Annotated in this window: 19 protein-coding genes; 9 read left to right on the top strand and 10 right to left on the bottom strand. The window is 71.7% G+C overall.

Translation table 11 applies throughout. The annotated features are described in order from the left end of the window. Positions 1-92: 92 nt before the first annotated feature. On the bottom strand, positions 93-2,453 hold the full coding sequence (locus ABZ948_RS07630; protein WP_359758021.1) for an immune inhibitor A domain-containing protein: 2,361 nt from the start codon (positions 2,451-2,453) through the stop codon (positions 93-95). Between the two features lie 402 nt (positions 2,454-2,855). Between ABZ948_RS07630 and ABZ948_RS07625 the strand changes: the two genes are divergently transcribed. Beyond that, on the top strand, positions 2,856-3,134 hold the full coding sequence (locus tag ABZ948_RS07625; RefSeq protein WP_359758111.1) for a hypothetical protein: 279 nt from the start codon (positions 2,856-2,858) through the stop codon (positions 3,132-3,134). A 54-nt stretch (positions 3,135-3,188) separates the two neighbouring features. On the opposite strand, the gene ABZ948_RS07620 is transcribed toward ABZ948_RS07625, so the two are convergent. Next, positions 3,189-3,974 (bottom strand): RDD family protein, encoded by a 786-nt coding sequence (locus tag ABZ948_RS07620; RefSeq protein ID WP_359758020.1) that lies wholly within the window; start codon positions 3,972-3,974, stop codon positions 3,189-3,191. A 131-nt stretch (positions 3,975-4,105) separates the two neighbouring features. After that, complete coding sequence (locus ABZ948_RS07615) at positions 4,106-5,809, bottom strand: RDD family protein (RefSeq protein ID WP_359758019.1); 1,704 nt, start codon at positions 5,807-5,809, stop codon at positions 4,106-4,108. Between the two features lie 246 nt (positions 5,810-6,055). Between ABZ948_RS07615 and ABZ948_RS07610 the strand changes: the two genes are divergently transcribed. Then, positions 6,056-6,466 (top strand): SsgA family sporulation/cell division regulator, encoded by a 411-nt coding sequence (locus ABZ948_RS07610; RefSeq protein WP_359758018.1) that lies wholly within the window; start codon positions 6,056-6,058, stop codon positions 6,464-6,466. A 10-nt stretch (positions 6,467-6,476) separates the two neighbouring features. Here ABZ948_RS07610 and ABZ948_RS07605 read toward each other — a convergent pair whose 3' ends face one another. Next, on the bottom strand, positions 6,477-7,883 hold the full coding sequence (locus ABZ948_RS07605; protein WP_359758017.1) for an FAD-binding oxidoreductase: 1,407 nt from the start codon (positions 7,881-7,883) through the stop codon (positions 6,477-6,479). A 107-nt stretch (positions 7,884-7,990) separates the two neighbouring features. After that, on the bottom strand, positions 7,991-9,136 hold the full coding sequence (gene hppD, locus ABZ948_RS07600) for a 4-hydroxyphenylpyruvate dioxygenase (RefSeq protein ID WP_359758016.1): 1,146 nt from the start codon (positions 9,134-9,136) through the stop codon (positions 7,991-7,993). A gap of 123 nt (positions 9,137-9,259) precedes the next feature. On the opposite strand from hppD, the gene ABZ948_RS07595 reads away from it, so the two are divergent. The 7 genes from ABZ948_RS07595 (at position 9,260) to ABZ948_RS07565 (ending at position 14,302) form a co-directional block, all read left to right on the top strand. Next, positions 9,260-9,730 (top strand): Lrp/AsnC family transcriptional regulator, encoded by a 471-nt coding sequence (locus ABZ948_RS07595; protein ID WP_031113178.1) that lies wholly within the window; start codon positions 9,260-9,262, stop codon positions 9,728-9,730. Between the two features lie 18 nt (positions 9,731-9,748). After that, positions 9,749-10,396, top strand: coding sequence for an ABC transporter permease (locus tag ABZ948_RS07590; RefSeq protein WP_359758015.1), 648 nt, complete (start codon positions 9,749-9,751; stop codon positions 10,394-10,396). Beyond that, complete coding sequence (locus ABZ948_RS07585) at positions 10,389-11,645, top strand: betaine/proline/choline family ABC transporter ATP-binding protein (RefSeq protein ID WP_359758014.1); 1,257 nt, start codon at positions 10,389-10,391, stop codon at positions 11,643-11,645. The genes ABZ948_RS07590 and ABZ948_RS07585 overlap by 8 nt, the downstream gene beginning before the upstream one ends. Further along, the gene (locus tag ABZ948_RS07580; protein ID WP_359758013.1) at positions 11,642-12,451 is read left to right on the top strand and encodes an ABC transporter permease; all 810 of its coding nucleotides are present in this window, start codon (positions 11,642-11,644) and stop codon (positions 12,449-12,451) included. Before ABZ948_RS07585 ends, ABZ948_RS07580 begins: the two co-directional genes overlap by 4 nt. Positions 12,452-12,519: 68 nt before the next feature. Further along, positions 12,520-13,485, top strand: coding sequence for a glycine betaine ABC transporter substrate-binding protein (locus ABZ948_RS07575; RefSeq protein ID WP_359758110.1), 966 nt, complete (start codon positions 12,520-12,522; stop codon positions 13,483-13,485). A 54-nt stretch (positions 13,486-13,539) separates the two neighbouring features. Then, a complete protein-coding gene (locus tag ABZ948_RS07570; protein ID WP_359758012.1) occupies positions 13,540-14,124 on the top strand; it encodes an ArsR/SmtB family transcription factor in 585 nt (194 codons plus the stop codon). Position 14,125: 1 nt separating this feature from the next. Further along, positions 14,126-14,302, top strand: coding sequence for a hypothetical protein (locus ABZ948_RS07565; RefSeq protein WP_359758011.1), 177 nt, complete (start codon positions 14,126-14,128; stop codon positions 14,300-14,302). Here the strand turns inward: ABZ948_RS07565 and ABZ948_RS07560 are convergent. From ABZ948_RS07560 to ABZ948_RS07540, 5 genes are all read right to left on the bottom strand, one after another. Next, complete coding sequence (locus tag ABZ948_RS07560) at positions 14,299-15,090, bottom strand: S16 family serine protease (protein ID WP_359758010.1); 792 nt, start codon at positions 15,088-15,090, stop codon at positions 14,299-14,301. The two genes, ABZ948_RS07565 and ABZ948_RS07560, sit on opposite strands and share 4 nt — an antisense overlap. 74 nt (positions 15,091-15,164) lie before the next feature. Further along, complete coding sequence (locus ABZ948_RS07555) at positions 15,165-15,806, bottom strand: IclR family transcriptional regulator (protein WP_359758009.1); 642 nt, start codon at positions 15,804-15,806, stop codon at positions 15,165-15,167. Between the two features lie 293 nt (positions 15,807-16,099). Further along, complete coding sequence (locus ABZ948_RS07550) at positions 16,100-17,899, bottom strand: DEAD/DEAH box helicase (protein WP_359758008.1); 1,800 nt, start codon at positions 17,897-17,899, stop codon at positions 16,100-16,102. Between the two features lie 177 nt (positions 17,900-18,076). After that, positions 18,077-19,657, bottom strand: coding sequence for an MFS transporter (locus ABZ948_RS07545; protein ID WP_359758007.1), 1,581 nt, complete (start codon positions 19,655-19,657; stop codon positions 18,077-18,079). 100 nt (positions 19,658-19,757) lie between these two features. After that, positions 19,758-20,246 (bottom strand): DUF6083 domain-containing protein, encoded by a 489-nt coding sequence (locus ABZ948_RS07540; protein WP_359758006.1) that lies wholly within the window; start codon positions 20,244-20,246, stop codon positions 19,758-19,760. Between the last annotated feature and the right edge of the window lie 63 nt (positions 20,247-20,309).

Here is a 20,309-nt window from a genome sequence, read left to right as displayed (position 1 = left end):
ATAAGCGAGCCACAGGACGCACCTAAACACGGATCGGCGGTGACCCGCCAGTGGGTCACCGCCGATCATGCTCTGACCTGCTAAAACGCGATCTACTTCACCGCGGGGCCGACCTCGAGCTCGATCGTCGAGCCGTCGCCGGCCTCCTTGAGGATCTTGATTTTCGTGTTGGTGTCAGTGATCTTGACGCCGGCGGCCTCGTTCGACTCGTCGTAGTAGTCGTGGGTGCGGTCGTTGAAGACCGGCACGCCCTTCGACGACGGGATGCGGGTCGCCACGCCCGCCTTGTGCAGCGTCATGCCGTCCGTGCGGAACGTGCTGAACGGCGCGTCGTAGCTCTGGATGCGGTTGCGCATCAGCGTGCCGTCGGCCCACTTCATGGGCGTCGGGTGCGAGTCGATCGGCAGCAGCAGACCGGTGCCCGGGTGCTCGCTGGTGTTGTTGTCCGCCTGGGAGGTGTCCCACTTCCAGATCAGCAGGCCGTTCTGGTACGCGTAGTGCTCCACCCAGTCCGGACGGGTGTCGGTGAAGCCGAAGTTGTACGGGCCGACCTTGAGGGTCTTGTCGTACGACACGTACTGGCGGTTCTCCGCGATGTAGTACTGCGCGTAGTCCTTGGTGAAGGACTCGCCCATGCGGGAGAAGCCCTTCGCCGTCCAGGCCGCGTCCGCGGACTCGGCGTCGTCGGAGAAGACGGTGGTGCCGTCGGCGGTCACGGCGATCCGGTCGGCCGCGAAGCCCTTCATCGCCAGGCCGCCGTCGGTCTGGTAGCGGAAGCGCAGGTCGAACTTCTTGCCCGCGTAGGCGTCCAGGGAGTACGCCAGCTTCTTGTAGCCGTCGACCGCGCCGCTCAGGGCCGGCTTGTCGCTGCCGTCCCGCGGGATCGGCTTGCCGTCCACGGTGCCGTCCAGGGCGGTCCAGTTGGCGCCGCCGTCGGTCGAGACCTCGGCGTAGAGGTGGTCGTAGTTGGCCTCGATCTCGTACCAGCCGTCGAGGGTCAGCGAGGCCGACGTCTTCCCGGTCAGGTCGACGGAACGGGTCAGCGTGTTCTTCAGGTCGTTGCCGCTGCCGCTCCACCACTGGGTGGCGCCCTGGGCCGGCGTGACGAGCTCGGTGGTGACGGCCTTCTTCGGCAGCTCCACCACCAGGGCCTGCTTGTGCTTGGTGTTGTACGCGGCGAGGCCCAGCTTGTGCCAGGAGTTGACGCCCGCCTTGGCGGTGTCGTAGTTCAGCCAGCCCAGCTGGAGCTTGTCCCAGGCGGTCATGTCGCCGGGCAGGTCACCGATCTCGTTCTTGCCGGTGCCGAGCCAGGAGCCGGAGGACATCAGGGTCCAGAACCCGGTGGAGTTCTCGCCGCCCGCGGTGTCGTAGTGGTCGGGCAGACCGAGGTCGTGGCCGTACTCGTGGGCGTAGACGCCGAGTCCGCCGTTCTCCGGCTGGACGGTGTAGTCGCCGACCCAGATGCCGGTGTCGCCGATCTTCGCGCCGCCGAGCTTGTTCTCCTCGGGGCCGGTGGCGCCGGCGTCGGTGCCGAAGGCGTACCAGCGGTGGGCCCAGATCGCGTCCGTGCCCTGGGCGCCGCCGCCCGCGGACTCGTCCTCACCGGCGTGCACGACCTGGAAGTGGTCGATGTAGCCGTCGGGCTCGTTGAAGTCGCCGTCGCCGTCGAAGTCGTAGCGGTCCCACTGGTCGTACTGCTTGACGTCCGCCTTGATCTCGGCGTCGGTCTTCCCAGCTGCCTTCTGCTGGGAGACCCACGCGTTCAGACCGTCGCTGACGACGTTCCACACGCTCGGGCAGTTGGTGTCGCCGCAGGCGTTGTTGCCGTAACGCGCCTCGTTGTAGGGGACCTTGACCCAGTCGGAGACCTCTCCCTCGACCGAGTAGCGGCCGGAGGACTGCTTCTCGTAGTACTTCTTCACCGACTCGGTGTTCTTGCCGGTGCCGAAGTAGAGGTCCTCGAAGTACTCGCGGTCGTAGTCCGCGCGCCAGGCCGTCGAGTTGTCCTTCTTGCGGTCCGGCTTGGGTATCCGGTTGTGCAGCGGGCCGGGGGTGCCGCCGTAGCGGCTGTCGATCTGGTCGCCGAACTCGACCAGGATCGTGAAGATCTTGTCGGTCTTCTCGCGGCCGAGCTCGACGTACTTGCTGTCGCCCTTCTTGCTCTTGAGCTGGACGACCTTCGAGCCCTCACGGTTCTTGACCGTGGCCTTGCCGGAGATGACCTGGTTCAGGGCCTCCTGGCGCTGGGCCTCCTGGGTCTTGCTCAGCGGGCCTTCGAGGTCGTGCTCGTCGTGCTGGTGATCCGCCGGGTCGCGACGGTCCACGGTGGTGGACCGGGGAGCGGAGGTGTCGTCGTCCGCCTGGGCCACGCCGTAGGTCGAGATGGTGGCGGTGGCCGCCGCGAGCGCCACACCGATGGCAGCCGCTCTGAACGTCCAGGGTCTGCTGGTCACTTGAGTTCCTCCCCCGCGTCCGAGCGCGCGGAAGGAAGGGGTCCCGGTCGTGGAGGGTCCGCGCGCGCGTGATCAACGCGTGTAGTCAAGTGACGACATTTGACTAGAGGTTTAGAAGAAAAGACAGACCTTGACTTGCACAAGACAAGTGCACTATGCGGATCCGAGGTTCGTTTTGCGGACAACCATCGCGTACCCCGCCGTCCCGTGGGCGCGTGCATATGTCCACCAGGTGGACGCCATGACTCCGTGCGCCCCCCGTGCACCGCCCTTGTTGATTAGGTCACGCTTACTGTTCGTTCCGCTCGGGCACGCTGCCGGTTAGAGTCGCTTGACGGAACGCCCGAAAGCTGGCGGAATGCCAGGCCGACGCCCCCGTGGACCCCCACTTTCGAGGACATGATGGCCATGCCCCGTCCGACTGCCGCACAGCTCGCCTACGGTTCGTGCACCGTGATCTTCTCGACCCTCGCCATGCTGCTGCTGTCACAGACGAGTTCGGGCGTCGGCATCGCGATCATCACCGTCGCGGCGCTCGCCCTCGGGCTGCTGGTCGCCATGACCGTGCCGCTGCCCGGCAAGCGCGCGGCGGCGGTGGAACAGCCCGCGCCCGTGGAGCCCGTACGGGCCCCGGTCACCGCGTCGGCCCCGGAGCCGGTGCGCGAGCGGGCGGCTTCCTGACCGCTCGTTTCCCTTTTACGTGCTGTTCTGTACGCCAGTTGTTTCCGCTGTGCCTCAATTGGCGCTGACCACGACCGTTTTGGCCGCCTTGTCGTGCAGGCCCTGCTTGTAGGGCTCGTCGAAGAAGCTCCAGCCGCCGCAGACCACGAGCCAGAGGCAGGGGCAGCAGAGGGTGGACGGGAGCCACAGCACCGCCGCGCGCGTCAGCGCGTTCTGCGCGGAGGGCGTGCCGGTGCTGTCGAGGTCGACCACACGCAGGCCCAGCAGTTTCTTGCCCAGCGTCTGGCCCGTCCTGGCGGTCAGGACGGTGTCGTAGGCGACGTAGAGCACGGCGGCGACCGCGGACCGCCAGAAGGACTTGGCGACGTCGACACGGTCGGGGTCCACCTCGTACTGGTTGACGCCGAGGCCCCAGGTGAGCAGCACCATGACGGCGCCGACCAGGATCAGGTCGATGAGGCGGGCGAGGGTGCGCTTGGCGCCGTCGGCGAGCGGGGGCAGGTCGGAGACGGGGGCGGTGGGGTAGGGGCCGCCGCCATACGGGCCACCGCCGAACGGGCCACCGCCGAACGGGCCACCGCCGAACGGGCCACCGCCATAGGGGCCTCCTCCGTACGGGCCGTCGCCGGAGGGGCCGTCGCCGGAGGGGCCGTCACCCGGGGGACCGTCTCCGGAGCCGCCGTCAGGGCCCGCACCGGGACCGCCACCCGGGTACGGCGGGGGTTCGCCGCCGTGGGGCCGGCCCGTGCCCTCGTCGGGCGGCTCGCCCGGGGGCCGCTTCCGGAACGGGTCGTCGTCCGGGGGCTGCTGACCGGAGCCGGGGGGCGGTTCACTGCTCATGGCCCGAGTCGACCGCGAACCCCCCGGCTCCGCATCCGGCGGACGGCCGTCCGAGGCATGGACTCACCGGCCTGCTCCTCCGTGCCGCCGAGACACACCCCGGCCGGTGACGGACGTACGAGTGTCGCCGCTCAGCCCGCGACGAACGTGTGCGCGGCCTTGTCGTGCCAGCACTGGCGCCACGGCTTGTCGAAGAGGCACCAGGCGACGCCGACCAGGCCCACGGCGAGGAGGCCGGGCACGCTGTAGACGAGCCAGCGGCGCAGGGCCGCGCCGAACTCCGGCGCCTCGTGGCCCTCGATGTCCCGCACTTCGATGCCCATCAGCTTCTTGCCGAGGGTGCGGCCCCACTTGGCGGTGGGCAGCACCTCGGAGACGACGCCGGCGAGCAGCAGGACGGCCAGGATGATGCCGAGGTAGACCGACGTGGTGCCGTCGAGCAGCCAGACCGTGACCGTCTCGCCGGAGAGCTTCGCCGCGTCGATCTTCTCGTTGACGTGGTCGATCGCCTTGCCGCCGAGGGGGACGGCGGCCGCGGCGGTGATGCCGGCGAGGACGACGGTGTCCAGCAGCCGGGCGGCCAGCCGCTTGCCGAGCGCCGCGGGGCGGGCGGCAGCCTGGCGCCGGGCGACCGCCTGGAACGGGTCGTCGACCGGGGGCTTCCAGGGCGCGACGGGCTGCTCGTCGCCGGCGCCGGCGAGCCGGTGCACCTGCTGCGCCCAGGAGGACTGACCGCCGCCGGGGCCGGGGCTGAGGGGCGTGGCGGCGGCACCGGGCTGCGGTGCGCCGGCCTGCGGAGGAACAGCGGGGGCCGCCTGGGGGCCGGACAGCGCGGTCGAGGCGGCCGCGCCGGTCTGCGCGGCGGCGGCCCGGGCGGCGGCGGCCTTGCCGGCGCCGAAACCGGGACGGTCCGGGGCCCCGGCGGGGGCGGCGCCACCCTGCGCGCTGAACGCGGGCCCTGACGGGCCGCCACCCGAGCCGGCGGCCTGCGCCCCGAAGGCGGGTCCCGCCGAGCCACCGCCCGAACCGGCAGCACCCGCAGCACCCGCAGCACCGACCGAACCGGCAGCACCGGCCGGACTGCCCGAACCCGCCGAGCCCGCCGGGCCGAAGCCGGATGCCCCGGCACTCCCGCCCGGGCCCGCCGCCGCGGCCTGCCCGGCGAAACCGGACCCCGGGCCACCGCCGGAACCACCGGCACCGGACGGGGACGTGCCCGAGCCCGTGCGCGGCGCGACCGCGCGGAACATCATCGTGCCCTCGTCGGGGCGGTCCGCGGAGGCCGCCGCCCCTGTCCCGGACTCGCCCGCCGGGCGGCGGAAGACGAACGTGCTGCCGGCGGCCGCGGCGCTCTCCTCCCGGTCGGCTGTCCGGGCCGTGGACTCGCCCTCCGGCTGCCGGTCCTGACCGTCCCCGGGCGCCACCCTCGGGTCGGCCCCCTGAGCTCCCTGAGCCCCTTGCGCTCCCTGCGCTCCCTGCGGTGCGCCCCACGAGACACGGCGGTCCTGGTCGCCGCCGAAACCGGACTGGCGGGAGCGGTCCGCGCCCCAGGCGGACGCGGGCTCGGGACGGCTGCCGTGCTGGGCGTCCGCGGCGGAGCGGTCCTCGACCGGGTCCTCGTCGAAGAAGTGCGGGCCGGTCTCCTCGACCGCGGCGGCCGGGGCCCCCGCGCCGGGCGGCGGCGCGAGCGACTCGCCGTCCTTGGGCGCCGGACGGCTGGTGCCCGGTACCCAGGAGGCACCGTTCCAGTACCGGACATATCCAGGAATGGACGGGTCCGGGTAATACCCTTCGCGGGGCCTGTCGTCACCGGGGGCCGGGGTTGGGGCGCTCATGTCCGTCGTCCCGTATCTGCTCGGGGGCCAAATGGGGGCCTCCACATCTATCAGACGAGCGCAACCCCCACCGCCGCTCCCACCGGACCCACCCCTTTCGAGCACCGATGTGCTACGCATCGCGCGGTCCCGGCGCGTCCCCCTGCGAAAAAACTTCCGGCAACGCGCGTAATGGCGCGGCCCCCGCCCGCTCTCTCCTCCCGACCGGCCCATGGAGGGCAGCCGTCGAGAGAAGGGAAGACCGCCATGCACCATGTGGTGGAGCGGGAACTGGAGCTGAGGCTCGTCCTGTCGCCCGAGCGCAGGATCCCGGTGCCGGCCCGGCTCGGGTACCTCACCGGCGATCCGTACGCCGTCCACGTCACCTTCCACGTCGACTCCGCGCACCCCGTGCACTGGACGTTCGCCCGGGACCTGCTGGTGGAGGGCGTGTTCCGGCCGTGCGGGCAGGGGGACGTGCGGGTGTGGCCGACGAAGAGCGAGGGGCGCGGTGTCGTGCTGATGGCGCTGAGTTCACCCGACGGGGACGCCCTGCTGGAGGCACCGGCGGCGCAGGTGTCGGCGTGGCTGGAGCGCACGCTGCGGGTGGTCCCGCCGGGGACGGAGGGCGAGCGGCTCGGGCTCGACGACGAACTGGCCGAGCTGCTCGCCCAGTGAGCCGCCGGCCTCAGAACAGCTTGCCGGGGTTCAGGATGTCCAGCGGGTCGAAGGCCTGCTTGACGGCCCGCTGCATCTCCATCCCGACGGGGCCGATCTCGCGCGCCAGCCACTCCTTCTTCAGGACGCCGACGCCGTGCTCGCCGGTGATGGTGCCGCCGAGTTCCAGGCCGAGCGCCATGATCTCGTCGAAGGACTCGCGGGCGCGGCGGGACTCGTCGGGGTCCGCCGGGTCGAAGCAGACCGTCGGGTGGGTGTTGCCGTCGCCCGCGTGGGCGACGACGCCGATGGTGAGCTGGTACTTCTCGGCGATCCGGTCGACCCCGTCGAGCATCTCGGCGAGCCGGGAGCGCGGCACGCACACGTCGTCGATCATCGTCACGCCCTTCACCGCCTCCAGCGCGGTGAGCGACAGGCGCCGGGCCTGGAGGAGCAGTTCGGACTCGGCGGCGTCGTCGGCGGGGACGACCTGGGTGGCACCGGCCGCCTCGCACAGGGCGCCGACGGCGGCGAGGTCGGCGGCCGGGTCGGTGCTGTCGAACGCGGCGAGCAGCAGTGCCTCGGTGCTCTCCGGGAGCCCCATCTGCGCCATGTCGTTGACGGCCTTGACCGTCGTACGGTCCATGAGTTCGAGGAGTGACGGGACGTGGCCGCCCTCCATGATGCGGCACACGGCGTCGCAGGCGGCGGCGCCGGAGGCGAACTCGGCGGCCAGCACCAGCTGCTCGGGCGGCTTGGGACGCAGGCCGAGCACGGCCCGGACGACGATGCCGAGCGAGCCCTCGGAGCCGACGAACAGCCGGGTCAGGTCGTAGCCGGCGACGCCCTTGGCGGTGCGGCGGCCGGTGGACATGAGCCGCCCGTCGGCGAGCACCACGTCCAGCCCGAGGACGTACTCGGCGGTGACCCCGTACTTCACGCAGCACAGGCCGCCGGAGGCCGTGCCGATGTTGCCGCCGATGGTGCACATCTCCCAGCTGGAGGGGTCCGGCGGGTAGTACAGGCCGTGTTCGCCGACGGCCCGGGACAGGGCGGCGTTGATCACACCGGGTTCGACGACGGCGATGCGGTCGACCGGGTTGATCTCCAGGATCCGGTCCATCTTCGTCAGGGAGAGCACGATGCAGCCGTCGGAGGCGTTGGCGGCGCCGGACAGGCCGGTGCGGGCGCCCTGCGGGACGACCGGGACGCGCAGGGCGGTGGCGGTGCGCATCACGTGCTGGACCTGTTCGGCCGTCCGGGGCAGCACGACCACGGCCGGGGTGCCGGCCGGGCAGAAGCTCGCCATGTCGTGGGCGTAGGAGGCCGTGATGTCGGGGTCGGTGAGGACCGCGTCGGCGGGCAGGCCGCCGAGCAGCAGGTCGACGAGGTTGCCGGTCCGGTCGTCGGGAGGCGCTTCGATACGGCTCATGATCACAGGTTCGCACCGGGGGCCGGCGGTGTGAACCCGTCGGCGGCGGCCTTCACCTGCCCGGGGCGTGCGGGTGCCCCGTGACACCCGCACGCCCGGAACGCGCCGTCGGACTACAGGTTGCCGCGGCGGGCCTGCTCGCGCTCGATCGCCTCGAACAGGGCCTTGAAGTTGCCCTTGCCGAAGCCCATCGAGCCGTGGCGTTCGATGATCTCGAAGAAGACCGTCGGACGGTCCTGGACCGGCTTGGTGAAGATCTGCAGCAGGTAGCCGTCCTCGTCGCGGTCGGCGAGGATCTTCAGTTCGCGCAAGGTGTCGATCGGGACCCGGGTCTCGCCGACCCACTCCCCCAGCGTGTCGTAGTAGGAGTCGGGCGTGTTGAGGAATTCCACGCCGGCCGCGCGCATCGTGCGGACCGTCTGCACGATGTCGTTGGTGTTGAGGGCGATGTGCTGCACGCCCGCGCCGCCGTAGAACTCCAGGTACTCGTCGATCTGCGACTTCTTCTTCGCGATGGCCGGCTCGTTGATCGGGAACTTCACCTTGAGGGTGCCGTCGGCGACGACCTTCGACATCAGCGCGCTGTACTCGGTGGCGATGTCGTCGCCCACGAACTCCTTCATGTTCGTGAAGCCCATCACCTTGTTGTAGAAGCCGACCCACTCGTTCATCCTGCCGAGTTCGACGTTGCCGACGCAGTGGTCGATCGCCTGGAAGGTGCGCTGCGCGGGCGGCTCGACCATCGGCTCGGCCGCGACGTAGCCGGGCAGATAGGGGCCGTCGTAGCCGGAGCGCTCGACGAGGGTGTGGCGGGTCTCGCCGTAGGTGGCGATGGCCGCCAGGACGACCGTGCCGTGCTCGTCCTTGACCTCGTACGGCTCGGCGACCGGGCGGGCACCGTGCTCGACGGCGTAGGCGTACGCGGCGCGCGCGTCCGGCACCTCGATGGCGAGGTCGACGACGCCGTCGCCGTGCTCGGCCACGTGCCGGGCGAGGAAGTGGCCCCATTCGCTGGACGGCTTGATGACCGAGGTGAGGACGAAGCGGGCGGAGCCGTTCTCCAGCACGTAGGCAGCGGTCTCGCGGCTGCCGTTCTCCGGTCCGGAGTAGGCGACCAGCTTCATGCCGAAGGCGGTGGAGTAGTAGTGCGCCGCCTGCTTGGCGTTGCCCACGGCGAAGACGACCGCGTCCATTCCCTTGACCGGGAAGGGGTCGGCCTGCCGGGCGGTGTCGGGAGTGTGGTGTGTGGTCTGCGTCATAGCCGCAGGGTCTCCCCGCTCGGCAAGGTGCGCAATAGTTTGCGTTTCCGCTGGGCAATCTGTTCAGCAAGACGGCCGAAGTATCGGTCCTTCTGTACAGGATGACCACCTCGGGAGGCTGCTGTGTCGATCGATCGTCTGGACGGCCGGATCATCCTGCTGCTCGCCCGGGAGCCGCGGATCGGGGTGCTGGAGATGTCGCGGCGGCTGGGGGTGGCCCGGGGCACCGTGCAGGCGCGGCTGGACCGGCTTCAGTCGAACGGAGTCATCCGCGGATTCGGCCCGGAGGTGGATCCGGCCGCACTCGGCTATCCGGTCACCGCCTTCGCCACGCTGCAGATCCGGCAGGGCCAAGGAGCCGACGTACGGGCCCACTTGGCGTCCGTGCCCGAGGTGCTGGAACTGCACACCACCACCGGCAGCGGGGACATGCTGTGCCGTCTCGTGGCCCGCTCGAACGCCGATCTCCAGCGTGTGATCGACCGGGTCGTCGGTTTTGATGGCATCGTCCGGGCCTCCACGGCGATCGTCATGGAGAACCCCGTCCCGCCGCGGATCATCCCGCTGGTGGAGCAGGCCGCGGAGGAGACCTGAGTCGTGGGGTGAGCGCGTGTGAGCTTCTGGGAGTACCTGGCGGGCCGGCACCAGCAGCTGCTCGCGGACGCCTACCAGCACGCGAGCGCCGTCTTCCAGTGCATGGTCGTCGCGACCGTGCTCGGGGTGCTGATCGGCGTCGTCACCTACCGCAGCGAGTGGGCCGGGAACCTCGCGACCACGGCCACCGCCACCGTCCTGACCGTGCCGGCGCTCGCCCTGATCGGCCTGCTCGTCCCGGTCGTGGGGCTCGGTGTGGCGCCCACGGTGATCGCGCTGACCCTGTACGGGCTGCTGCCGGTGGTGCGCAACGCGATCGTCGGGCTGCGCGGCGTCGACCCGGCGCTGGTGGACGCGGCCACGGGCATCGGGATGTCCCGCCCGGCCCGGCTGCTGCGGGTCGAGCTGCCGCTGGCCTGGCCGCCGATCCTGGCCGGGATCCGGGTCGCGACGCAGATGCTGATGGGCATCGCCGCCATCGCCGCGTACGCCTCCGGCCCGGGCCTCGGCAACGTCATCTTCCGCGGACTGGCCTCGCTGGGCAGCGCCAACGCGCTCAACCAGGTGCTCGCGGGGACGCTCGGCATCATCGTCCTGGCGCTGCTGTTCGACGCCGCGTACGTCCTGATCGGACGGCTGACCATCCCCAGGGGGATCCGTGCCTGAGACCGGTGACCACGGTGCCTCCATCGAACTGGAGAACCTGACCAAGCGGTTCCCCGGTGGTGCGCAGCCGGCCGTGGACAACGTGAGCATGGAGATCAAGGCGGGCGAGGTCGTCGTCTTCGTCGGGCCCTCCGGCTGCGGGAAGTCGACCACGCTCAAGATGATCAACCGGCTGATCGAGCCGACCGGCGGCCGGATCCGGATGGGCGGCGAGGACGTCACCGACATCGACCCGGTGGGGCTGCGCCGCAAGGTCGGCTACGCCATCCAGTCCGCCGGGCTGTTCCCGCACATGACGGTCGCGCAGAACATCGGCCTCGTCCCGAGGATGATCGGCTGGCCGAAGGCCCGGATCAGGGAGCGGACCGAGGAACTGCTCGACCTCGTCGGTCTCGACCCCGGCGAGTTCCACGGCCGCTACCCGCGCCAGCTCTCCGGCGGCCAGCAGCAGCGCGTGGGCGTGGCCCGGGCCCTGGCCGCCGATCCCCCGGTCCTGCTGATGGACGAGCCGTTCGGCGCGGTCGATCCGATCACCCGGGACCACCTCCAGGACGAGCTGATCCGGCTCCAGCACGAGCTGCGCAAGACGATCGTCTTCGTCACCCACGACTTCGACGAGGCGATCAAGCTCGGCGACCGCATCGCCGTGCTGCGCGAGCGCTCGCACATCGCCCAGTTCGACACCCCCGAGGCGATCCTGACCAACCCGGCGGACGACTTCGTCTCCGGGTTCGTGGGCGCCGGGGCGGCGCTGAAACGGCTGAACCTGACCCGCGTACGGGACGTGGAGATCACCGACTATCCGACCGTCATGGTCGACGACCCGCTGCAGCAGATCTTCAACCGGCTGCGGGCCGGCGGCACCAACGAGGTCCTGCTGCTCGACCGGCGCGGACGCCCCTACAAGTGGCTGCGGCGCGGTGACCTGATGCGGGCGCGCGGCTCGCTGGCCCGGGCCGGGACGCTGGTGCACGACACGGTCACCCGGGACGCCACCCTGCGCGACGCGCTGGAGGCGGTGCTCACCGACAACGCGGGACGGGTGGCGGTGACCGGGCGGCGCGGCGAGTACACGGGCGTCGTCGACATGGAGACGCTCATGAACTCCGTGCACGAGATGCTGGAGGCCGACCGGCTCGACGCGCGGGAGCACCGGCACGAGCTGGAGGAACTGCGGGCCGCGCAGACGCACGCGGAGCAGGAGGGGTCCGGGGGCGTGGCGGGCGTGGGCCCCGGAGGGCAGCGGTGACGGCCACGGAGACCGAGGAAGCCCCCGGGCCCCTCGACGAGGCGCCCCGGCGGCCCGAGCGGCGGCCCCGGCCGGCCCGCGTCGGCTGGCGGAAGCTGACGTTCCTGCCGGTGGGCATGATCGCCGTGCTGCTCGCCACCTGGCTCTGGTTCCAGCAGGCCGACCTGGACGCGCTCTCCCGGAACGCCCTGTCGGGCGGCCAGGTCTCCACGGCCCTGTGGCAGCACATCCAGCTCACCGTGATCTCCACGTTCTTCGTGCTGGTCATCGCGATCCCGCTGGGCGTCCTGCTGACCCGGAGGGCGTTCAGCAGGGCCACTCCGGTCGCGATGGCCCTCGCGAACATGGGCCAGGCGACCCCGGCGATCGGCCTGCTGGCGCTCCTGGTGATCTGGCTGGGCATCGGCCGTCGGGCCGCCCTGATCGGCATGATCGCCTACGCCGTCCTGCCCGTGCTGTCGAACACGATCACCGGCCTGAAGGCGAACGACCCGACCCTGCTGGAGGCGGCGCGGGGCATCGGCATGTCCCCCATGGGCGTGCTCACCCGGGTGGAGCTGCCGCTCGCGGTCCCGCTGATTCTGGCGGGCGTGCGGACGGCCCTCGTCCTGAACGTGGGGACGGCGACCCTGGCCGTCTTCGGCGGGGGCGGCGGCCTCGGCGTGCTGATCACGACCGGGATCACCAACCAGCGGATGCCGGTGCTGGTGCTGGGGTCGGTCCTCACGGTGGTGCTGGCGCTGCTGGTGGACTGGCTGGCCTCGCTGGCGGAACTGCTGCTGCGGCCGCGGGGGTTGCAGACATGAGGCGACGGGCGTGCCATGCGCTGGGGCGGCGGGCGTGCTGTGCGATGCGGCGGCGGGCGTGCCACGTGATGCGGCGACGGGCGTGCCTCGCCGTGGGGCTGCTGCTGGTGGCGGCTTCCGGCTGCGGCCTGACCAGCGGCTCCCCGATGGCCGACGACGTGCGGCCCGGGTCGGTCGGGCGGGGCGAGCCGCTCAGGGGCGCGCGTCTGACGGTGACGTCGAAGTCGTTCACCGAGGGCCTGATCCTCGGCGCGATCATGGGGATCGCCCTGGAGGCGGCCGGGGCGGAGGTGCTCGACCGCACGGGCATCCAGGGCTCCATCGGCAGCCGCGAGGCGGTGCGCAAGGGCGACGCCGACGCCGGGTACGAGTACACGGGCACGGCCTGGATCACGTACCTGGGGCACAGCAAGCCGATCACCGATCCGCGGCGGCAGTGGGAGGCGGTGCGTGCGGAGGACGCGGCGAACGGGCTGGCCTGGCTGCGGCCGTCGTCCCTCGACAACACCTACGCGCTGGCGATGAACCAGCAGAACGCGAGGAAGTACGGCACGAAGACCATGTCGGACGTCGCGAGACTGGCGAAGTCCGACCCCGACGCCGTGAGGCTGTGCGTGGAGGTCGAGTTCGCGAACCGGGCGGACGGGCTGCCCGGCATGCAGAAGCGGTACGGGATGAACCTGCCGGCGCGGAACGTCACGCAGATGGACACGGGGATCATCTACACGCAGACGGCGAAGGGGAGTTGCCCGTACGGCGAGGTGTTCACGACGGACGGGCGCATCAAGTCGATGGACCTGGTCGTGATGGACGACGACAAGAAGTTCTTCCCCAACTACAACGCCGCGCCGATGATCAACGCGAAGACGCTGAAGGAGTGGCCGGCGATCGCGGACGTGCTGGATCCGGTGACGGCACGGCTGAACAACGCGGTCGCGCGGGACCTGAACGCGAAGGTGGATGTGGAGGGGGAGGATCCGCACCAGGTGGCGTTGGAGTGGTTGGTGGGGGAGGGGTTGGTCAGAGAGGGGTAGGCAAGTTGCAAAGAAACCCTTGCAAGGAACCCTTTGCAAGGATACCTTTGCATCGTGACCGAACCTCAGAATCCCCAGGTACGGCAGCTCGACGCCCGATCCCTGCGCGGACTGGCCCACCCCCTGCGCATGCAGCTGCTGGACGCCCTGCGCTTCGGCGGCCCGGCCACCGCCTCACAACTGGCCGCCAAGCTGGGCGAGTCCAGCGGTGCCACCAGCTACCACCTGCGCCAACTCGCGGAATACGGCTTCGTCGAGGACGCCCCCGAGCGGGGCAAGGGGCGCGAGCGGTGGTGGCAGGCGGTCCACCGCGGCCTGCGCTTCGACGAAACCCTGCTCAACGATCCGGACCCGGTCGTACGCGGGGCGGCGGACCTGTACCTCCACGAGGTCGCCACCACGCAGACCCGGGACCTGTCGACGTGGCTGGGCAACCGTGACTCATGGTCCGAGGAGTGGCGCCGCGTCGGGGACATGAGCAGCTTCACGCTGCGACTGACGCCCGAACTGACGCGGGAACTCACCGAGAAGATGCACGTGCTGGTCGAAAGCTACCGCGACCGCGCGGCCACCGAGGACACTCCCGGCGCGGAGCAGGTCCGCCTCCACACCCACGCCTTCCCGATCAGGACGGACTGAGATGCACCCCGACATCCACCTCGCCCTGCACCACTCCCGCGCCGCAGAGCTCCGCGACGAGGCCCGCGTACCTCTCGTCCGCGCTCGGAAGGATGCCCTCCGGGCCCGGCTGGGCTGGACCCTCATCGAGGTCGGACTGAAGCTCGCCACTCAGCCCCGGCCCCTCCCCGCCCACTAACAGCTCGGCACGGACCCCTTGCCCGTCTCCAGGGCCACCAGGGAACTCACCGTGCTCTTCAGCGTGGTCACCGGGATCAGCCGCAGCCCCTCCGGCAGCTCCGCCCGCGCGTCCGCGCACTCCGCCTTCGGCACCAGGAACACCGTCGCACCGTCGCGCTTCGCGGCCTGCGTCTTGAGGGAGACCCCGCCCACCGCACCGACCGTGCCGTCCGCGGCGATCGTGCCCGTACCGGCGATGACCCGCCCCCCGGTGAGATCCCCACCGGTGCCGTCACCGTCGAGCTTGTCGATGATCCCGAGGGAGAACAGCAGCCCCGCGCTGGGCCCGCCCACGTCGGCGAGCTTCAGGCTGACCTTGACGTCCTCGGGGTCGAGATCGAGGTAGCCCAGCGCCGCCTGGGTCGCCGCGTCCTGGGACTCCTTCATCTGCTTCTCGTTGTGCCGCTCGATCTCCTTGACGCTGTCCCCGCTCGGGTAGAGGGCGTCGCGCGGCATGACGGCCTCGTCGGTGCGGAACCAGCCGTCGAGGACGTCGGAGAGCGAGACGCGGGTGTCCGGGGAGGTCGCCACGATGGTCGTCATCCGCAACTGCCCGCGGGTCTCCCGGGTCGGCGCCCCCGCGATGGTGATCACCGGCGCGCCCTTGTGCTCGCCGAGGACGTTCGCCGTCTCGCCCGGCTGCGCCACCGAGAACGGCAGCGGCGCGAACACCGCCGTGGCGAGCAGGGCCACGACGGGCAGGGCGCAGACGGCGATGGCCTGGGGGCGCGTGAGGCGAGAGAACACGGGATCAATCTAACGCGGGGTCGGTGCGCGGCCGGTCCCAGGTCCGCCCGGCCCGGCCCGGCGTCCGGCCGCCGTCAGCGCAGCGCGTCCGCGACCTCCCGGGCCGCGTCGACGACCCGCTGCCCGACCCGCTCCGGCACCACGTCGGCCAGCATCACCACGCCGACGCTGCCCTCCACGCCCGTGACGCCCAGGAGCGGGGCGGCGGCTCCGCACGCCCCGGCCTCCAGCTCGCCGTGCGTGAGGGTGTAGCCGGGGTCGGCCATCGGGTGCTGCCGGGCGGCGAGGATCGCCTTGCCGGCGGCGCCGCGGTCCAGGGGGTGCCTGAATCCGGCCCGGTAGGCGACGTGGTAGTCCGTCCAGGTCGGTTCGACGACGGCCACGGCGAGCGCGTCCGCCCCGTCCACCAGGGTCAGGTGCGCCGTGGCCCCGATGTCCTCGGCCAGCGAGCGCAGCGCCGGCATCGCGGCCTCCCGCACCAGCGGATGGACCTGCCGTCCCAGACGCAGCACACCGAGTCCGACGCGGGCACGTCCGCCCAGGTCGCGGCGTATGAGCGCGTGCTGTTCCAGCGTGGCGAGCAACCGGTACACCACGGTCCGGTTCACGCCGAGCCTGAGGGAGAGCTCGGTCACGGTCAGCCCGTGGTCCGTCTCGGCGAGCAGCTTGAGGACACGCAGTCCCCTGTCGAGCGTCTGGGAGGTCTCCGCGGTCACGACGCCCACTCCTTAGTGGTGAGGTCGGCGGCCCCCCGGTCGGCGGATGCGTCACCGAGTCCCGTCGGCAACGCGCTTCAGAGGCCGCCGATCGGCCGGCGGCCCGGCCTGTCCGGACCGCGTCGCTTCACGGCTGCGCTCCGCGGCGGCGCTGCCACGGGGCGTGTGCGTAGCGGGACAGTAGCGAAGGGGGTTCGCTGAGCGGAAGGCTCCGTCCAGAATCCGGGCAGTGATCGTCGTGCGCCGGCGCTGTTTGCGGTGGTATGCGCCCACCGGGCGCCGGGCGGGCGGCGTCACTTCATCCGCGTGGCCCACTCCTGCACCTTGGCGATCCGCTGCCGCAGCTGCCCGGCCGTCGCCTCAGCCGCCGGAGGCCCACCGCACACGCGCCGCAGCTCGGTGTGGATCACGCCGTGCGGCTTGCCGCTCTGGTGGACGTAGGCGCCGACCATGGTGTTGAGCTGCCGCCGCAGCTCCATCATCTCCTTGTGGGAGACCACCGGCCGCCGCTCGGCGGGCAGTTCGAGCAGGTCGGCCTCCTCGTCCGGCTTCTTGCGGCTGTGCGCGATCTGCCGGGCCTGCCGCTTCTGCAGCAGCAGCTGGACCTGGTCGGGCTCCAGCAGCCCCGGGATGCCGAGGTAGTCCTGCTCCTCCTCGCTGCCCGGGTGGGCCTGCATGCCGAACTCGGCGCCGTTGTACATGACCCGGTCGAAGACGGCGTCGGACTCCAGCGCCTCGAAGGGCAGCATGTCCTGCTCGCCGGTGTCCTCGTCCTGCTCCTTGTTCGCCTCGTCCATCTCCTTCTCGGACTCGGCGTAGGGGTCCTCCTCGCCCTCCTTCTTGGGCTTGTCGAGGACGTGGTCGCGCTCGCGCTCCATCTCGTTGGCGAAGGAGAGCAGGTCGGGCACGGTCGGCAGGAACACGGAGGCGGTCTCGCCACGGCGCCGGGACCGCACGAAACGGCCGACGGCCTGGGCGAAGAAGAGGGGGGTCGAGATCGTCGTCGCGTACACGCCGACCGCGAGCCGCGGCACGTCGACGCCCTCGGACACCATCCGGACGGCGACCATCCACCGGTCGGTGTTGCCGCTGAACTCGTCGATCCGCTCGGAGGCGCCGGAGTCGTCGGACAGCACGAGGGTCGCCTTGCTGCCGGTGATCTCCCGGATCAGTTTGGCGTAGGCACGCGCCGAGTCCTGGTCGGAGGCGATGACGAGCGCACCCGCGTCCGGGATGGCCTTGCGCACCTCGGTCAGCCGCTGGTCCGCCGCCCGCAGCACGGCCGGCATCCACTCCCCGCGCGGATCGAGCGCGGTCCGCCAGGCCTGGCTGATGGCGTCCTTGGTCATGGGCTCGCCGAGCCGGGCGGCGACCTCGTCACCGGCCTTGGTGCGCCAGCGCATGTTGCCGCTGTAGGAGAGGAAGATGACCGGCCGGACGACGTTGTCGGCGAGGGCGTTGCCGTAGCCGTAGGTGTAGTCGGCGGCGGAGCGCCGGATGCCGTCGTTGCCCTCCTCGTACGTCACGAAGGGGATGGGGTTGGTGTCGGACCGGAAGGGCGTACCGGTCAGCGCCAGCCGCCGCGTCGCGGGCTCGAAGGCCTCCAGGCAGGCCTCGCCCCAGGACTTGCTGTCACCGGCGTGGTGGATCTCGTCGAGGATGACGAGGGTCTTGCGCTGCTCGACGCGGTTGCGGTGCAGCATGGGCCGGACGCCGACACCGGCGTACGTCACGGCGACACCGTGGTACTCCCGGCCGAGCGGGCCGGCGCTGTACTCGGGGTCGAGCTTGATGCCTATCCGGGCCGCGGCCTCGGCCCACTGCTTCTTCAGGTGCTCGGTGGGGGCGACGACGGTCACCTGCTGCACGACGTGGTGGTGCAGCAGCCAGGACGCCAGCGTCAGCGCGAAGGTCGTCTTGCCGGCGCCGGGGGTGGCGACCGCCAGGAAGTCCCGCGGCTGCTCCTGGATGTACTTCTCCATCGCGCCCTGCTGCCAGGCGCGGAGCTTGCTGGCGGTGCCCCAGGGGGCGCGCCCGGGGAACGCCGGGGAGAGGTGGTGCGAGGCGGTGCTGGTGCCGGCGGTGGTAGTCACGGTCTCCGTTGGGGGTCGGGCGGCTCGTTCGAGGGAGCCTGACGGCTCGGCTACGTATGACAACCGGGCCACCCTACCGGCGCACCCCACCGGCCCACGCGCGGACCGGGCCGCGTCCCTCACGGGTGGGACCGACGTCACAGCCCCCTCTCACCACAGCGGGGGCCGGACACGGGGCTACGGCCGTCGCTCCCGCAGGCGCGTCGACACCCATGCGCCCGCCAGGGCCACCGCCGCCATCGGCAGGAACACCGCGGTGAAGGCGGCCGGGTGGGAGCCGGAGGTGTGGGCGGTGGTGTGGGAGACCGTGCCGCCGCCCAGGGCGGCGAAGGCGGCGCCGCCGGCGGAGAGGAGGAGGACGTTGGAGAGACCGTCGGAGATCTGCAGGGCGGCGGAGTTGGTGCCGGCCTCCTCGGGGGCGGAGAGCTTGAGCAGGAGCACGCTCGTGGAGGAGATGACGAGCCCCATGCCGAAGCAGCCGAAGGCCCAGGCGACGGCGAGGGTCCAGACCGGCACGGAGTCGACGAGCACACTCGGCGCCGTGGCGACGGCCGCCGCCACCAGCAGCATCCCGGCGGTCGTCAGCCGCTCCCGGTACGGTTCGAGCCGCGACCGCGACTGCACCCACGAGCCCAGCGCCCAGGTCCCGCCGCCCGCCGCGAGGGAGAACCCGGCCAGCGTCGGACTGAGCCCGCGCTGGGTGACCAGCATCAGCGGCACGAACGACTCCGCGGCGACGAACGACCCCGCGGCGACGCCGCGCAGCAGCACGACCGACGGCAGCCCGCGGGCGGCCCGGTAGGTCCCGCGCGGGAGCAGCCCGAGCACGGCGGGCACGAGCAGGGCCACGCCGAGCGCCCTGGCTACCAGGGACAGCGGGCGCAGGTCCTGGGCCGCGTACTGGAGGAGGCCGGCGCCGAGGGAGATGGCGAGGGCGAGGCGGATGCGGCGACGGCCGGAGGAGGCCCTCGTGCGGGGAGCGGCCTTCGTGCCGGGGGCGGCCTTCGCGCCCGGGACGGCCTTCGCGCCCGGGACGGCCTTCGCGCCCGGGACGGCCTTCGCGCCCGGGACGGCCTTCGCGCCCGGGGCGGCCTGCTCCCCCACCGGTCCGGATGCCCGGCGCCGTATCTGCGGCAGGGCGAGCGCGAGCGGGAACACGACCAGGGCGGGTATCCCCAGGAACACCCACCGCCAGCCGAGCCGCTCGGTCACCGTGCCGGCGGCGAGGGGGCCGACGACCGACGGCAGGATCCAGCTCGCGGCGAACGCGGCCATGATGGCCGGCCGCAACCGCTCCGGATAGGCCCGCCCGACGACGACGTACAGCGCGACGATCACCAGTCCGCCGCCGAGTCCCTGCACGGCCCGCCCCAGGATGAACACCCACATCACCCCGGCCGTCCCGGACAGCAGCAGCCCGGCCCCGAAGGAGGCGATGCCCGCCGACAACGGCCCGAGCGGCCCGTGCCGGTCCGACCACTGCCCCGCGAGCACCATCGCGAACAGGCTGGTCGTGAAGTACCCGGAGAACGCGAAGGCGTACAGCGACACCCCGTCCAACTCCCGCGCGGCGACCGGCATCGCCGTACCGACGGCCGTCGCCTCGAAGGCGATGAGCAGCACGACGGAGACGATCCCGACACTCAACGCCCGGTAGGCCCGCCCCAGCACGCCCTCGTCGCCCTCGTCGCCCTCGTCGAGAGAGGGCGGGACAACGGCACCCACGACATCGGCGTCACGCGGCTTGGAGTCAGGCATGTCCGCCAGCGTAAGGTCCACAGGCGACTTTGACCCCTGTCGTGAGACGGCCCCCTCCTGGGACCTTGGTCGTACGCCCCACGGTCCTCGCACCGCTTCGTCAGCCGGCGTTCGGCAGGGCTCCCGGGTCGGCTTCCCTGTCGGCCTGTCGCTGGGCCCGGCGTGCGTTCTCCGCGCGTACGGCGTCCAGCCATCGCCAGAGGCCGATCTCCTCCAGTCTCAGACCGGGGCAGGCGATCCGGTGCGGTACGCGGCACACCGCGCCGGGCGCGGGCTCGTCCTCGCGGCTGTTCCAGGCGGTGCCGTTGGCGTCCACGTACCAGCGGTGCCACGCGGGCACCATGTGCGCGGGCACGGGCAGGTCCGGTTCGAGCAGGACGTGCCAGCCGTAGTAGGTGACGCGCCGGTCGCCCACGAGTCCGCAGTTGGGGCAGAGGGGTGGAGCGGGGGGCTCCGGACCGGTGGCGCCCTCCAGTGCCGCCTGGGCACGGTCCGTCTTCTCCCACGGCTGCGGCGCGTCGGGCGGCGGTTGGCGGTGTCCGTCGGGGTCGGGTAACGGGATGATGGTCGACTCTCCTGTATCCCCCATGGTGTGAGCATGCGGGAGGCGTCCAGGAGGAGGGGAGGGCGCGTCCAGGGCGCAACGGGGGCT

Source organism: Streptomyces olindensis, assembly GCF_040645895.1.
Lineage (GTDB): Bacteria > Actinomycetota > Actinomycetes > Streptomycetales > Streptomycetaceae > Streptomyces > Streptomyces olindensis.
Note: the sequence above shows the minus strand (reverse complement) of the source record. Positions and strands in the feature narration are given on the sequence as shown.

Excerpts from the sequence above, each read along its gene's own strand:
- ABZ948_RS07625 (WP_359758111.1), top strand. The coding sequence starts at position 2,856 with ATGGCCATGCCCCGTCCGACTGCCGCACAGCTCGCCTACGGTTCGTGC.
- ABZ948_RS07620 (WP_359758020.1), bottom strand. The coding sequence starts at position 3,974 with ATGAGCAGTGAACCGCCCCCCGGCTCCGGTCAGCAGCCCCCGGACGAC.
- ABZ948_RS07615 (WP_359758019.1), bottom strand. The coding sequence starts at position 5,809 with ATGAGCGCCCCAACCCCGGCCCCCGGTGACGACAGGCCCCGCGAAGGG.
- ABZ948_RS07610 (WP_359758018.1), top strand. The coding sequence starts at position 6,056 with ATGCACCATGTGGTGGAGCGGGAACTGGAGCTGAGGCTCGTCCTGTCG.
- hppD (WP_359758016.1), bottom strand. The coding sequence starts at position 9,136 with ATGACGCAGACCACACACCACACTCCCGACACCGCCCGGCAGGCCGAC.
- ABZ948_RS07575 (WP_359758110.1), top strand. The coding sequence starts at position 12,520 with ATGCGGCGACGGGCGTGCCTCGCCGTGGGGCTGCTGCTGGTGGCGGCT.
- ABZ948_RS07565 (WP_359758011.1), top strand. The coding sequence starts at position 14,126 with ATGCACCCCGACATCCACCTCGCCCTGCACCACTCCCGCGCCGCAGAG.
- ABZ948_RS07545 (WP_359758007.1), bottom strand. The coding sequence starts at position 19,657 with ATGCCTGACTCCAAGCCGCGTGACGCCGATGTCGTGGGTGCCGTTGTC.
- ABZ948_RS07540 (WP_359758006.1), bottom strand. The coding sequence starts at position 20,246 with ATGGGGGATACAGGAGAGTCGACCATCATCCCGTTACCCGACCCCGAC.